This is a genomic window from Streptomyces sp. NPDC088354 (assembly GCF_044753585.1).
Classification (GTDB): Bacteria; Actinomycetota; Actinomycetes; order Streptomycetales; family Streptomycetaceae; genus Actinacidiphila.
Window position 1 is genome coordinate 56,508 of the sequence record NZ_JBIVNJ010000039.1, and the last position, 13,955, is coordinate 70,462.

Genomic DNA, 13,955 nt, shown 5'->3' on the forward strand with positions numbered 1-13,955 from the left:
ACCGTAGGTCCTGGCAGGCCCGACTCCACCCGGACGCGCGCGGCCGTCAGGGGTTCGTAAGCTTCCGGAGGACTTCCGGGACTTCCGGAGGACTTCCGGGAGGCTGTCCTGAGGACTTCCGCGGCGAGTGTGCCGGAGGTCATCCGTCGAGGGCGGGCACCTCCAGGGTCAGCGCGCCGGCGTCGGCGTCGAGCACGGCGGGCACGCCCAGCGGCACGGTGAGGCTCCTGTCGCCGTGGCCGAACCCCAGCTCCTCCAGGACCGGTACGCCCAGTCCGCCCAACCGGTCGCGCAACACCTCACGGACCCGCTCGTAGGGGCCGCAGTCCTGCCAGGAGCCGAGGGCGATGCCCGCGACGCCGTCCAGCAGGCCGGAGCGCAGCAGTTGGGTCAGCGTGCGGTCGATGCGGTACGGCTCCTCGCCGACGTCCTCCAGCAGCAGGATGCCGCCGGCCATGCCGCTGCGCCCGTCCGGTGTGCCGATCCCCGCCGCCATCAGGGACAGGCAGCCGCCGACGGTGATTCCGCGCGCGGTACCGGGGACGAGCGTGCGCGCGTCGGCGGAGCCGAGCACCCGTACGCTCTCGGGATCGAAGAGCGTCGCCCGCACGTGGTCGCGGGTCGGCCCGTCCTTCACGAACGCCTGGGCGGCGATCATCGTGCCGTGCAGGGTGGCCAGGCCCAGCCGGAGGGCGAAGGCCTCGTGCAGCGCCGTGATGTCGCTGAAGCCGAGCAGCACCTTCGGGCCGGCCGCCCGCAGGGCGTCCCAGTCCAGCAGATCGGTCATCCGCTGGACGCCGTAACCGCCGCGTGCGCACAGGACGGCGGCCACGTCGGGGTCGCACCACGCCTGCTGGAAGTCGTGGGCCCGAGCGGCGTCCTCCCCCGCGAGGTAGCGGAATCGGGGGTGGCGGTCCCGGACGTGCGGTGCCACCACCGGGTCGAGGCCCCACTCACGGAGGATGTCCAGCCCGGCGTCGAGTCGCTCCGGGACGACGGGCCCGCTGGGGGCGACGACGGCGACGCGGTCGCCGGGGACGAGCCGGCGCGGACGGACGAGGGGCGCCAGGGGTGCCGAGGGGTCGAGGGGACGCAGTGGTCTCACGTGCCGAGCTCCAGAGGGGGTACGCCGGGCGGGGTGAAGCCGAGGACCTGCCCGTAGAGGGCGAGTTCGGCCTCCAGGGAGGTGATGAGGCTGTCCTCGCGCCGGAAACCGTGCCCCTCCCCCTTGAACAGGAGGTACGCGTGCGGGATGCCGCGCCCGGCGACGCGGTCGAGGAAGCGCTCGCACTGCACGGGCCGGCAGATCACGTCGTCCGCGCCCTGCAGGAGCAGGAACGGCGCCGTGAGCCGGTCGGCGTGGGTGATCGGCGACCGCTCCCGGTAGAGGTCGGGGACCTCGGCCCAGGGACCGACGAGCGAGTCCAGGTACTGCGACTCGAAGTCATGGGTCTCGCCACCCGCTGCCCAGCCGGTCAGGTCGAGCAGCGGATACCGGATGACGCCGCACGCGTAGACGTCGGTGGTGGTCAGCGATGCCGCGCTGGTCCAGCCGCCGGCGCTGCCGCCGCGGATGGCGAGCCGGGCACGGTCCGCGGTGCCCTCGGCGGCCAGCGCCTCGGCGACGGCGGCGCAGTCCGCCACGTCGACCAGACCCCACTGCCCCCGGAGCCGCTCCCGGTAGGCACGTCCGTAGCCGGTGGACCCGCCGTGGTTGACCTCGACGACGCCGATGCCGCGGGAGGTGAAGTAGGCGACCTCCAGGTCGAGCACGAGCGGGGTGCGGCTGGTGGGGCCGCCGTGCACCCACACCACGTAGGGCGGCAGTTCGTCGTCGGGCGCCGCGAAGCCGGGGTTGCGCGGCGGGTACAGCTGGGCGTGGATCTCCCGTCCGCCGGGCCCGGTGAAGACCCGTTCCACGGGTTCGGGAACGAACGCCGGGTCCACGATGTCCTCGTGGCGGGCGCCGACGACGCGGCTGTGGCCCGTGCACGTGTCGAGTTCGACGACCTCGAAGGTGGTGCGCGGGGAGGCCGCGACGCCGATGACCCGCGTGCCGGACGACGCGAGGGGACCGGTCCACTCGCTCCACGGCCCCGGCGCGTCGGCGAGTTCGCCGGTGGCCGGCTCGAGTATCCCGAGCCGCTGCGCGCCACGCCCGTGGAGCACGGCGACCGTGCCGCTGTCGAGCGGCGCGAACCATCGCGCCCCCATCTGCCACGCCGGCCCGGCGAACTCCTCGTCCCGGGGGCAGAGGTTGACGGCCGCGCCAGTGGCGGGATCGACGCGGTGCAGATTCCACCAGCCGGTGCGGTCGGTGGCCGCGAGCAGGGTGCCGTCCGCCGCCCACTCGGCCTGGGCGACCGATTCGGCGGGCCCGCCGAGGATCGTGCGGACGCCGCCGAAGGTGCCGTCGGCCGCGACCTCCGCGAGCCGGAGCTCCGTGCCGTCCCACGGCATACGGGGGTGGTCCCAGGCGATCCAGACGGCCTGTCGTCCGTCCGGGGAGAGGCGGGGCGCGGTCACGAAGCGGTGCGTGTCGTCGGACAGTTCGCGCACGGCGTCCCGCGACGTGGCCGCGGAGCCGTCCAACGGCACCGCCACGAGCACCCGCCGCAGGTCGAGGGGACCGTCGCCGGTGAACTCCTCCAGCACGCACCAGACCTCACCGCGGTCGAGGTGGAGCTGGGGGTCGGCCCAGCGCAGCCCGTCGCCCACCGGGGAGACGGGGGTCAGCGGCCGGGGCCCGGCATCGGCCGCCCCGGGCTCGTAGGCGTAGAGCCGCTGGTCGGCGAAGTCGGCGAAGACGATCAGCGGACCGGACGGCCCCGGCGCGCCCGTCCAGGCCCGGCCGCCGTACTCGATGACGCGCGTGCGGACGTTCCACGGCGCGGGCAACGGTGACTCCACCCTGCCGTCGGCGAGCCGGCGCACCAGCGCGCGCCGGCCGCCCTCGGCGGGGCGGGGCTCGGTCCACCACACCTCCTCGCCGACGAAGCCGGGGAAGTCCGGGCGTCCGTCGTGGGCGGCAGCGGTGCGGGCGTCGACCGGCGACTCCCATGCACCGTAGGGCGCCGTGCGCGGCGTGGCGTTCATCGCTCTCCTCCGGTGGCCGGGGTGTGCGTGCCGAGCAGGAACCTGTCCAGGACCCGGACACCGAAGTGCAGCCCCTCGACGGGAACGCGCTCGTCGACGCCGTGGTACATGCCCGCGTAGTCGAAGCCCTCGGGCAGCTTGAGCGGGGAGAAGCCGTAACCGGTGATGCCCAGGCGGGAGAACTGCTTGGCGTCGGTGCCGCCGCCCATCACGAACGGCACGACGTGCGCACCGGGGTCGAAGTGCAGCAGGGACTCGCGCATCGCCGCGAAGACCGGGCTGTCGACGGGCGCCTCCAGCGGGATCTCCCGGTGGTGGTACTCCCACTCCACGTCCGGTCCGGTGAGTTCGTCCATCGTCGTGGCGAACTCCTCCTCGCCCCCCGGCAGCACACGTCCGTCGATGTGCGCGACCGCGTGGCCGGGAATGACGTTGATCTTGTAACCGGCTTCCAGCATGGTCGGGTTGGCGCTGTTGCGGATCACCGGCTCGACCAGCGCGGCCGCGGTGCCGAGCTTGGTGAGCAGCGCGTCCACGTCCGCGAAGTCGGGCTCGACGCCGTAGAGCGCGGCGAGCTCGGTCAGGGCGGCGCGGACGGTGGGGGTGATCCGCACCGGCCACTGGTGCTCGCCGACGCGGCTGACGGCCGAGGCGAGCCGCGTCACGGCGTTGGTCCGGTTCACCTTGGAGCCGTGTCCCGCCCTGCCGTCGGCGGTCAGCTTCAGCCAGGCCGTGCCGCGCTCCCCCGCGGCGACGGGGTAGATCCGCTTGCCCGGGCCGGCGTGGAAGGTGAAGCCGCCCGACTCGCTGATGCCCTCGGTGCAGTCGTGGAAGAGCCCGGCGTGCCGGTCGGCGAGGAAGCCCGATCCGTAGGCGGCGCTGTCCTCCTCGTCGGCGGTGAGGGCCAGCACGATGTCCCGCGCCGGGCGTACGCCCTCGCGTGACCAGGACCGCACGGTGGCCAGCACCATGGCCACCGTGCTCTTCATGTCGATGGCGCCGCGGCCCCACACCACCCCGTCGCGCACCTCCCCGGAGAAGGGATGCACGCTCCAGTCGTCGGCCTGGGCGGGCACGACGTCGAGGTGCCCGTGGACCAGCAGGGCGCCTTCCGCGTCGCCGGCCCCGGTGCCCTCGATGCGCGCCACCACATTGGCGCGGCCGGGAGCGGACTCCAAGACGACCGCCTCGATGCCGGCCTCGGCGAGCACCCCCGCGGCGTACTCCGCCGCGGGGCGCTCGTTGCCGTCGCCGCCGCCGCGGTTGGTGGTGTCGATCCGGATCAGTTCCGAGGTGAAACGGACCGCCTCGTCGAGCGCCTGGGTGTCAGCCATACTGCTCCTCCACTGCTGACGAGACGAGGGTGGTCACCGCTTTGAAGCAGCGGATCCCCTCGTACATGGTCGGTGAGGTGTACGCGACGCGGCGCTCCCCGGTGCGCTCGACGCCGGGCACCACGGCCGCGGCGCCCGCCAGGTGCTCCGCGTCGAGTTCGAGCTCGATCGTGAACGGTCCGGCCTGTGCCGGTTCGTGCCGCACCGCGACGCCGGCCGCCTCCTTGGCCGCCGCCCGGATGTCCGCCGCGGTGCGGGCCGGCGGCCGGCACACCGCCGCGTACCGCGACACGTAGTCCTTGACGGCGACCGTCCGCGCCGCCGGTGCGTACCGGTGGGCGTCCAGCGCGGTGCGGTCGTCGCCGGTGACCAGCACGACCGGCACTCCGTACTCCGCGACGACCAGGGAGTTGAGCCACCCCTCGCTCGCCCGGTCCCCGTTGACCCACACCCCGGTGATGGAGTTGGGGAGGTAGGTGTGGGCGAGCACCCCTTCCGTGCCGGCGCCGGTGTGGTAGCCCACGAACGCCACCCCGTCCACGTCCCCGTGCTGGACGCCCTCCACCATGGACAGGTCCTTGTGGCGGCCGGTGAGCATCCGGGCCCGCTCGTCCAGCTGCTCCAGCAGCAGATTGCGCATGCTCCAGTGCGCTTCGTTGATCACGACCTCGTCGGCCCCGCCGTCGAAGAAGCCGGCGACCGCCGCGTTCACGTCCGAGGTGAACAGATGCCTGCAGCGTTCCCACTGGCCGCTGCCGGGCACGACGTCACCGGGCCAGGTCACCCCGGTGGCGCCTTCCATGTCCGCGCTGATCAGGATCTTCATGGCACGGAACGTTACGCAAGGTCATCGGCGCACACCAGGCCCCCACCCGGCCTGTGGAAAACTTCCGCGACAGCCCCCCGATCGGCCCCTGACCGGCCCCCGGCCCGCCCGGCCGACCCCTCGCGGACGGCCCGCACGCCCCGCGCCCGCGGGGTCGGGAGCCCGTCGTGACCCGCCGTCGCTCACGTCCCCGCGGCGGCGTCCCGGCACGGCAGTGGCTGCTCGAACCAGACCGTCTTGCCCTGCGCCGTACGGCTCGCGCCCCATTCACGCGCCAGCCGGCTGACGATGCGCAGCCCCCGGCCGCTCTCCTCCTCCGGCCCCGCGCCGAGCAGGACGGGCAGCGCGTGGTCGTCGTCGGTGACCTCGCACAGCAGCGCGTCCGCGCGGACCAGGCGCAGTTCGACGTGGCGCGTGTGCGCGTGCCGCACGGCGTTGCTGACGACCTCGCCGACCAGCAGCGCGGCGGTCTCGGCTGCCTCCGCCGCGCCCCAGCGCTCCAGGGTGTCGCGGGTGAGCGCGCGGGCCCGTCGCACCTCGCGCGTGTCGAGAGCGAGCTGCCAGCTGACGACGTCCTCCCGCGCGATGCCGCCGAGCCGGGCCATCAGCAGGGCGACGTCGTCCCTGCGGCCGCCGCGCCGGTCCAGCGCGCGGATGACCGTGTCGCATGCCTCGTCCATCGAAGCGGCCCGGCGCACGGCGCTCTCGCACAGCGCCGCGAGTCCGGTGCCGAGGTCGTGATCGCGTGCCTCCACCAGTGCGTCGGTGCACAGCAGCAGCCGGTCGCCCGGCGCGACCGGCACCCGCACGGTCTCGAAGGCCACTCCGCCGACGCCGATCGGGGCACCCGTGGGAACGTCCAGCAGCTCGCCGCGACCGTCCTCGGCGCGCACCAGCACGGGCGCGGCGTGCCCGGCGTTGCCGATGAGCAGCTCGTTGTGAACCGGGTCGTACACCGCGTACAGGCAGGTGGCCAGGTAGTGCTCGCCGAGCCGCTGCGAGAGGTCGTCGAGACCGCGCAGCAGTTGAGCGGGCGGCAGGTCCAACGCGGCCATGGTCTGCACCGCCGTGCGCAGTTGCCCCATGACGGCGGCCGCGCTCAGCCCGTGTCCCATGACGTTGCCGACGACCAGCGCCACCCGGGAACCGGGGAGCTTGACGGCGTCGGACCAGTCGCCCCCGATCCGGCCCTGCCGGATGCCGGGCGGATGGCGGGTCACCACGTCACAGCCGGGCATGCGTGCCGCGATCTGCTGCGGCACGCCCGCCTGGAGCGTGTCGGCGACGTTCTCCTGGTACGTGTACATGCGGGCGTTGTCGAGCACGAGCCCGGCCCGGGCGGCGAGTTCGGCGCCGGTCACGCGGTCCATGTCGTTGAACGGCGACCGCTCCTGGTGACGCAGGAGGATCATGAAGCCGAGCACCAGGTCGCGCGCCTTGAGCGGCACCACCAGCATGGAACGGCCGGTGATCAGCGGCCGGATGTCGCGCTTCTCGAACTGCGCGGCGATCTCCTCGCCCATGGGCTCGGTGATCCTCGGCACGAGCACGGGCTGCCCACCGGTCACGCACTGGAAGAACGGGGTGTGCTCGGGGAACGTCGTCGACTCGCCGAGCGGCACCACGTCGTCCCAGCGGCCGGGTTCGTCGGTGTGCTCCACGGCGACCTGGTGCCACCGGGTCGTGACGTCCGGCGGCCCGGCCGGGAACTCCTCGCCGGCCTGCACCTGTCCGCGCAGGTAGGTGGCCGCCACGTCCGTGAAACGGGGTACCGCGGCGGCGCTGATCTCCTGGATCGTGCGGGACACGTCCAGGGAGCTGCCGATGCGCCCGCTGACCTCGTTGAGGAACTCCAGGCGCTCCCGGACGGCGGCGTACTCGATGTCGGGTTCGGCCGCCGCCGCGGCCGCGGCGGCGCCGGGGTCGGGGTCGACGGCGGCCTCGCGGGCGGCGCGCAGCCCTTCGGCGCGGCGCTCGGCCCGTCGGGGCACACCCCAGTCCGGGGTGACCGGGACGCGGTCGTGCCGGCTGATCTCCAGGACGGGGTAACCGAGTTCGAGCACCTGGGCGACGATCCGGCCGCTCTCGGCGACACCCATGCTGGGCAGGATCTCCGGCAGTCGCCTGGCCAGCCCTTCGGCGCCGGGGAACTCGGTGTGCAGGGCGAAGCCGGGCGCGATCCGCTCGAACTCCCCGGTGGCGTCGGCGTCCTGTCCGGGGCCGACGTGCAACTGGGCCGCGTCGGCGGCGAGGACGAGGAGCGCCTCGGACCCCGGCCCGACCAGGGGGTAGGACCACCAGAGCACGTCCACCGGGGCATCGACGACAACGGTGTCATGACTTCGGTTGAGACGGGCGCGCCCCGCGGTGGGGTAGGAGGTCTCGCCGCTCAGCGAGGCGTCGAGGTCGGGACCCGCGTAGGGGCCGAGGGAACCGGGACCGTAGGCGGCGCCGCTGACGGTGTCCGTGCCGTAGGGGCCGCCCGCCCCGTCGCCGAGGGCACCGGAGACCGGCAGCAGGTCGATCGCGGAGCGGCCGATCGCCTGCTCGCGGGTGCTGCCGAAGAGTGTGCGGGCACCGGTGCTCCAGTGGGAGACCAGCCCGTCGCGGTCCACGACGACCACGGCCAGCGGAATGCGTCCCGAAAGGCCCGTACGCTGCGGCGGCAGCCCCGGACGGCTGCCCTCCCCGAGCGGGGTGCGACGTTCCATGACGCGCTCGGCTCCTTCCCCTGCGGCGCCGGACAGCGATCTCGGCCGGGCGTGGTCGGCGCCCCGCACAAGATCTGCGGCTCCACCACCACGGTACGACCGTCACCGGGTGCCGCACGCGTCATTGCGGCAAACTTGCGTACTCCAATGTGAAATTGACAGAACGTCACTGACGAAGAAGCCGCTGCGTCAGTCCTCGTAGCCGAGCAGCACGTCGCGTTCGGTGCGTCCGCCGCCGGTCAGACGGAGGACGGTGGCCACCGGCGGATAGCCGGAAGCGATCACCGTGTACTCGCCCGCGGCCAGGTCCACAAAGCGGAAGGTGCCGTCGGCTCCGGTGGTGGCGGTGTCCACGACATTGCCCGCGGCGTCCAGCAGCGTGACCCGCGCGTCCTCCACCGGCCGCCCGCCCGGGGCGCGCACGGTGCCGCGCAGCATGGCGCCGCCGGCCAGTTCGACGTCCTGCCGGGTCTCCCTGGCGGCCTGGACGGAGACCGGGAGGGCCGCGGGCCGGTAGGCGGGGGCGTTGGCGGCGAGCGTGTACTCCCCGGCGATCAGGTCGGTGAGGGTGTAGTCGCCGTCGCGGCCGGTCCGCGCGCCGGCCACGACGTCGCCGCCGGCGTCGGTGAGCGTCACCGTCGCCTCGCGCACCGGGGTGCCGTCGGCGGTGTGCACGATCCCGGCGAGCCGGCCGGCCCCACCGAGCACGACGTCCAGTTCCACGGGGCGTTCGCCCACGGTGACGCTCACGGCCTGCGGCTGGTGTCCCCCGGCCGCCGCGATCAGCACGTAGCTGCCGCCGCCCGGCGTGCTCAGCGCGTACCGCCCGTCGTCGCCCGTGGCACCCCGGCCGACCTGACGTCCGGTCACGTCGATGAGGGTGAGCGCCGCACGCCCCACGGTGCTGCCGTCGGCGTGCTGGACCGTGCCGCACACCGGGACACCGGCGAGATCGGACTTGCGGGCGGTGGGGACGTGCTGGGTCACCAGGGGTTTCTCTTTCAGGAGGAAGGCGAGCAGGAATCCGATCGCGAGGACGGGCACCAGGTAGAGGAAGATGCGCGGCATCGCGGTGGCGTACGCCTGCACATAGGCGTCGCGCAATGCGGCCGGCATCGCGTGCACCATCTGCGGCGTGATCGACTGCGGGTCCGGCAACTCGGCGCCGCGCGGCAGGCCCGCGGCCAGCCGGTCCGCGAGGCGGTTGGCGAAGAGGGTGCCGAAGACGGCGGCGCCGACCGAACCGCCGATCTGCCGGAAGTAGTTGTTGGCGCTGGTGGCCGCGCCCAGGTCGGTGGGCCGCACCGAGTTCTGCACGGCCAGGATCAGCACGGGCAGCACCAGGCCGATGCCGAGTCCCAGTACCGCCATGTAGACGCTGTACTCGGCACGCGGGGTGTCGATGTCCAGCCGCGACAGCAGCCACATGCCGAGCACCGACAGCGCCCCGCCGAGCAGGGGGAAGACCTTGTAGCGGCCGGTGCGGCTGATGAGCTGGCCGGAGACGACCGAGGCCAGCACGACGCCCAGCATCATGGGGAGCATCAGCAGTCCGGACTCGGTCGCGCTGACCCCGTTCACCATCTGCAGGAAGGTGGGCAGGTAGCTGGCCGCGCCGAACAGCCCTACGCCGGTCACGGCGCCGATGAGCGCCGACACGGTGAAGATCCCGTCGCGGAACAGCCGCAGGGGGATGACCGGTTCCACGGCGAACCGTTCCACCACCACGAAGAGCACCGCGCAGCACGCCGCCCCGGCACCCAGCCCGATCACCACGTCCGAGTCCCACGCGTAGGTCGTGCCGCCCCAACTCGTCAGCAGCACGGCGCAGGTGGAACCGGCGGCCAGCAGCAGCGCCCCCAGCACGTCCAGTCTCGGCCGCACCGCGGGCCGCGGCAGCCGCAGCACGACGGCGATCACGGCGAGGGTCAGCAGGCCGAAGGGCACGTTGATGTAGAAGCACCAGCGCCATGAGGCGTGGTCGGTGAAGAAGCCGCCGAGCAGCGGTCCCGCCACCGAGGCCAGACCGAACGCCGCGCCGATCAGGCCCATGTAGCGGCCGCGCTGCCGCGGCGGGACGATGTCCGCGATGATCGCCTGCACGCCGATCATCAGGCCGCCGCCGCCGATGCCCTGGACGGCGCGGAAGGCGATGAGCTCGTTCATGGTGCGCGACCAGCCGGCCAGCGCGGAGCCGACGACGAAGACGACGATGGCGAACTGGAAGACGATCTTGCGCCCGAAGAGGTCGCCCAACTTGCCGTAGAGCGGCAGTCCGATGGTCGACGCGAGCAGATAGGCCGTCACGGCCCACGACATCCGGTCCAGCCCGTGCAGTTCCCCGACGATCTTGGGCAGTGCGGTCGCCACGATCATCTGGTCGAGTGCCGCGAGCAGCAGGGTCAGCATGAGGCCGAGGAAGACCAGCCGCACCCTGCGGGGTGTGAGGTCGGCGGCGGGGATCGCGTGGCCGAAGGACGCGCCGTCGTCCGCGCCCGCGCCCGCTCCGGCGCCGGACTCGTCGGCGAGGGGTCCGCTCTGCTCGACCGGCGTCGTCGCCATGGTGCTGCCCATCGCCGTGTCCACTCCCCTCGTCGCGCCTGACCTTTCGACAACGACCAAGAGGCCCGGGGATGCGCCGTGGGCGGCCGGAACCACCCGTTCAAGTGACGTGCTCGCAGGTCCGTGCCCATGCCGGGGTGCGGGTCGCGGGGCGCGGACCGCGTCTCAGGGACAGGCTCAACGGAAGCAGCAGGGCGGCGACGACGGAGGCCACCGAGACGCCGACGGTGCATGTCCTGAGCGTGCCCCGGGCGCCTCGATCAGCCCTCCCGTGTTCGGCAGCACCGGAGAGGTGGTGGCCGCCCTCGGCATCGGCGCGCCGACGCGGCGGCTCACTCCGGCCGACGTGGGAAGGCTCGCCCCTAGTGTCGTCGAGGCCGCCGCGGAGGCCTCCCGCTGTCTGGGTTACCGGCCCGGTATCCGCGACGGCGCCGGCGCGCGCTGAGCGCGACGGCGCCGACACGGCCGAGCGGTTCGCTCCCGCTCGCTACTGCTTCTCGGTCTCGGCGGCCAGGCGTGCGAGCACGGCGTCCTGGATGCGGTTGAGGCCCTTGGGTGCGAAGGTGCGCTCGAAGAAGCCGCCGATGCCGCCCGCGCCGGTCCAGGTGGTGCTGACCACGGCCTTGGCGCGGCCCTCGCCCGCCGGGGTGACGGTCCAGGTGGTCACCATGGAGGAGTTGCGGTCGGTCTCCACGAGCTGCCCCGGGGTGGGCTCGGTGACCGCGAACAGGCAGTCGCGGATGCGCTTCTCCGTCGCCTGGAGCTTCCAGTGCACCAGGGTGCCGGCGCCGCTCCCGCCCTCCCGGACCTCGTACTCGCTGTACTGCTCGGGCAGCAGCCGCTGCCGGGTCCCCGCGTAGTCGGCGAGCGCCGCGAAGACGCTCTCCGGGCTCGCCGCGATCTCGCGCTGGGTGGTGGCCTCGACCTGTGCCATCGCCGTCCTCCGGTGCCTTGCCGTGATCCGTGTGCCGTCGACGGCAAGCCAATCACCACGGGCGGGCCCCCGCGAAATCGGCGGCCCCCACCGGGGCGCTCGGGGGGCCGGGTCCCGGCGGGCCCCGGACGGGGGCCGGCCAGGAGTGCTTCAGCGGCGCACCGGGGCGAGCTGGAGGTAGTCGAGGTTCCAGTTCTGGTAGGCGTCCTGGGGAAGACTGATCCGGAGGGTGTGGTGGCCGGCGGTGAGCCGCTGCCGCACACCGCTGGGCTGCAGGACCTCCTTGCTGTGGCTCGTGGTGTTGTGGATGTCGACCCGCGGGCTGTCGGCGCCGCCGTCGAACGAGACCGTGTAGGTGCCCGCGGGCGAGTACGGCGAGGACGCACGGACGGAGAGCGCGTACGTCGCGGTCCGCGGGACGTCCACGTCATAGGTCAGCCACTCGCCGCCGCGCATCCAGCCGACCCGGACGTTGCCGTCGGCGTCCTCGATGTCGACGTCCTCGCCGGGCCGCATCTTCAACCCGCCGTTGTTGCCGCCGTCGTTGTCGTGGTAGCCCTTGTCCTCGCCGGGGAGGAAGTCCTCGGCCTGGACCCGTACGCCGCCGTGCGGCAGGGGGTCGCCCTCGCCGGTGCGGAGCCAGGACTCGAACTTCTCCACGTCGTCCGTCTGGAAGATCGTGGTGTCGAAGCTGCGCGCCAGGGCCTCCCAGCCCCGCAGCGGGTCGGTCAGCGACGCCTCGTCGGTCATGTGGTCGGACAGGCCGTTCCACATGGTGTTGTTGAAGACGCGGCTGTGCCGGGCCACGGCGTCGAGGAACGGCTTGCGGGCCACGGCGTCCTGGACGCTGTCGTAGTTCACCTCGTAGGCCACCGGCTGGTCGTCGCCGAACGCGGCAACGGCCCCCAGGTTGTCGTCCGTGATCATGTGCATGTAGAGGGCGCCCTTGTGGGTGGCGAGGAAGTCCCGCACCTCCGGCACCGGGGCGTCACTCTTGTAGAGGCCGTCGCGGACGGTACCGGTGCGGGTGAGCACCTGCCAGACCTGCTCCCGGAACGGCCATCCCTTGTCCAGGTTGATCAGCCCCCGGTCCTTGGCGAGTCGCATCGCCTCCTCCAGCGTCGGCACCTGCTGGTCGGTGACCGCCGCCTGGCCGCCGCCGAGTCCCTCGCGCAGGCGGAGCTGCTCGATCTGGGCGAGGGTCATGTCGGCCACCGCTCCGCGGCCGTTGGTGGTGCGGTCGACGGTGGTGTCGTGCATCAGGACGGGGACGCCGTCCTTCGTGAGCTGGATGTCGGTCTCGATGATCTCCGCGCCGTCGTCGTAGGCCGCCTTGAAGGCCGCCAGCGAGTTCTCGGGGGCCTTTCGCCACTGGCCCCGGTGCGCAGTGGTGAGGATCTTCGCGTCGGTTCCGTGGTCGAGCAGATCCCGGTGGGCACGGGCGGCCGGCGTGCTCCCGGCCTCGCCGGGGCCTCCGAAGATGTACGACGCGCCGTCCGAACCGCGGCCGGCGGCCAGGCCGATGTCAGCCGACGGGAGACCCCCGCCGAGTGCGGCAGCGGCCACAACCAGCGTCAGGGAAGCGGCGACCGCGGCAACACCACTCACAACTGATCTCTTCATGGGCCGGAGAGTAGGAAGGCGGCGGGAAGGGACGACGTACGTCGCATGCCTCCCCGACGTCCGAGAATTGAACATCACCACACTCGAACTCGGCACGGAAATTCAATCGGCGAGACTTTGCGATCGCTCGTCCAACCGTCCGAGGCCGCCGACGGGTTGCGGCACCCGCGGTCATTCGCAGAGAGGATGCGGCGTGGATGTTCCATGCCGCGCACGACACGACGGGCACAACACGACGGGAAAGAGCCCGAGAATCACCGGACGGCACCGCCTTCCGGCGGGGCCGGCCGCGCGACAGTACGCACCGCACAGGAAACCGGCAGCTTCGTCGACACGGCCGGCGGCGTTCCGGCCGCGGCGGCCCTCCCCACGTCACGGGTATCACGGGTGTCGTGCCCGGCTCACCGGCTCAGCCGACGGACATTGGCGCCGGGATTCCACGAACCTGTCCCCGATATTCCATTTCCTGGATTCCGATGGCGTGTGCAGGCGTTCCGTCCGGCGGTCCGGCGGCCGCCGCACCCGAAATGGCCTCCTCGGACTTCCGGTCAGGAAGTCGTCGGGATTTCAGCACGGCATTGTTCCATGTGTCGCCGATCGGTAACCGCTCGTCTGTGACGGGGTAACGGGGGCTCGGCAGGGCTGGTGTGCGAGCGGATTCGCCGACCAGAGTGGTGATCACGACGGGGGAACACCCCGTGACCCCTTCAGGAACAGGAGCTTCCCGTGAAGAACACCACCGCCCGCCGTGCCGTCCCCGTGCTCGCTCTGGCACTCGCCGGTCTGACCCTGACCGCGTGCGGCGCGGACGGCGGCGGGACCTCCGGTGCCGCCTCGGCCCCGTCCTCGACGGTGGCCTCAGCCGGCTC

10 protein-coding genes are annotated in these 13,955 nt (G+C 72.9%); 1 reads left to right on the forward strand and 9 read right to left on the reverse strand.

Annotated features, from left to right (window positions below):
- Nucleotides 1-139: 139 nt before the first annotated feature.
- The 6 genes from ACIP98_RS35085 to ACIP98_RS35110 all read right to left on the reverse strand — a co-directional run bounded on the left by ACIP98_RS35085 (nucleotide 140) and on the right by ACIP98_RS35110 (nucleotide 10,541).
- A complete protein-coding gene (locus ACIP98_RS35085) occupies nucleotides 140-1,105 on the reverse strand; it encodes an LD-carboxypeptidase (protein ID WP_401980039.1) in 966 nt (321 codons plus the stop codon).
- Nucleotides 1,102-3,096: a S9 family peptidase gene (locus ACIP98_RS35090; RefSeq protein WP_401980040.1), complete on the reverse strand. Its 1,995-nt coding sequence runs from the start codon at nucleotides 3,094-3,096 to the stop codon at nucleotides 1,102-1,104. The genes ACIP98_RS35085 and ACIP98_RS35090 overlap by 4 nt, the downstream gene beginning before the upstream one ends.
- Nucleotides 3,093-4,430, reverse strand: a complete 1,338-nt coding sequence (locus ACIP98_RS35095) for a M20/M25/M40 family metallo-hydrolase (protein WP_401980042.1) — start codon at nucleotides 4,428-4,430, stop codon at nucleotides 3,093-3,095. Before ACIP98_RS35095 ends, ACIP98_RS35090 begins: the two co-directional genes overlap by 4 nt.
- Nucleotides 4,423-5,256, reverse strand: a complete 834-nt coding sequence (locus ACIP98_RS35100) for a M55 family metallopeptidase (RefSeq protein WP_319664817.1) — start codon at nucleotides 5,254-5,256, stop codon at nucleotides 4,423-4,425. Before ACIP98_RS35100 ends, ACIP98_RS35095 begins: the two co-directional genes overlap by 8 nt.
- 182 nt (nucleotides 5,257-5,438) lie before the next feature.
- On the reverse strand, nucleotides 5,439-7,967 hold the full coding sequence (locus ACIP98_RS35105) for a SpoIIE family protein phosphatase (protein ID WP_401980044.1): 2,529 nt from the start codon (nucleotides 7,965-7,967) through the stop codon (nucleotides 5,439-5,441).
- Nucleotides 7,968-8,156: 189 nt separating this feature from the next.
- The gene (locus ACIP98_RS35110; RefSeq protein WP_319664814.1) at nucleotides 8,157-10,541 is read right to left on the reverse strand and encodes an MFS transporter; all 2,385 of its coding nucleotides are present in this window, start codon (nucleotides 10,539-10,541) and stop codon (nucleotides 8,157-8,159) included.
- Between ACIP98_RS35110 and ACIP98_RS35115 the strand changes: the two genes are divergently transcribed.
- Complete coding sequence (locus tag ACIP98_RS35115; protein WP_401980046.1) at nucleotides 10,528-10,974, forward strand: IclR family transcriptional regulator C-terminal domain-containing protein; 447 nt, start codon at nucleotides 10,528-10,530, stop codon at nucleotides 10,972-10,974. The genes ACIP98_RS35110 and ACIP98_RS35115 overlap by 14 nt on opposite strands.
- A 42-nt stretch (nucleotides 10,975-11,016) precedes the next feature.
- Here the strand turns inward: ACIP98_RS35115 and ACIP98_RS35120 are convergent, their stop codons facing one another.
- The 3 genes from ACIP98_RS35120 to ACIP98_RS35130 all read right to left on the reverse strand — a co-directional run bounded on the left by ACIP98_RS35120 (nucleotide 11,017) and on the right by ACIP98_RS35130 (nucleotide 13,768).
- Nucleotides 11,017-11,463 carry an SRPBCC family protein gene (locus ACIP98_RS35120; RefSeq protein WP_319664810.1) on the reverse strand — a complete coding sequence of 149 codons (447 nt, stop codon included), beginning with the start codon at nucleotides 11,461-11,463 and terminating at the stop codon, nucleotides 11,017-11,019.
- A gap of 150 nt (nucleotides 11,464-11,613) precedes the next feature.
- Nucleotides 11,614-13,086, reverse strand: a complete 1,473-nt coding sequence (locus tag ACIP98_RS35125; RefSeq protein ID WP_401980047.1) for a glycerophosphodiester phosphodiesterase family protein — start codon at nucleotides 13,084-13,086, stop codon at nucleotides 11,614-11,616.
- Between the two features lie 409 nt (nucleotides 13,087-13,495).
- Entirely contained in the window at nucleotides 13,496-13,768 is a 273-nt protein-coding gene (locus ACIP98_RS35130) for a hypothetical protein (protein ID WP_401980048.1), read from the reverse strand.
- Between the last annotated feature and the right edge of the window lie 187 nt (nucleotides 13,769-13,955).

What these genes read in the sequence shown, in the direction of transcription:
- ACIP98_RS35090 (WP_401980040.1), bottom strand. Translation starts at nt 3,096, where the DNA reads ATGAACGCCACGCCGCGCACGGCGCCCTACGGTGCATGGGAGTCGCCG.
- ACIP98_RS35095 (WP_401980042.1), bottom strand. Translation starts at nt 4,430, where the DNA reads ATGGCTGACACCCAGGCGCTCGACGAGGCGGTCCGTTTCACCTCGGAA.
- ACIP98_RS35100 (WP_319664817.1), bottom strand. Translation starts at nt 5,256, where the DNA reads ATGAAGATCCTGATCAGCGCGGACATGGAAGGCGCCACCGGGGTGACC.
- ACIP98_RS35105 (WP_401980044.1), bottom strand. Translation starts at nt 7,967, where the DNA reads ATGGAACGTCGCACCCCGCTCGGGGAGGGCAGCCGTCCGGGGCTGCCG.
- ACIP98_RS35115 (WP_401980046.1), top strand. Translation starts at nt 10,528, where the DNA reads ATGGTGCTGCCCATCGCCGTGTCCACTCCCCTCGTCGCGCCTGACCTT.
- ACIP98_RS35110 (WP_319664814.1), bottom strand. Translation starts at nt 10,541, where the DNA reads ATGGGCAGCACCATGGCGACGACGCCGGTCGAGCAGAGCGGACCCCTC.
- ACIP98_RS35120 (WP_319664810.1), bottom strand. Translation starts at nt 11,463, where the DNA reads ATGGCACAGGTCGAGGCCACCACCCAGCGCGAGATCGCGGCGAGCCCG.
- ACIP98_RS35125 (WP_401980047.1), bottom strand. Translation starts at nt 13,086, where the DNA reads ATGAAGAGATCAGTTGTGAGTGGTGTTGCCGCGGTCGCCGCTTCCCTG.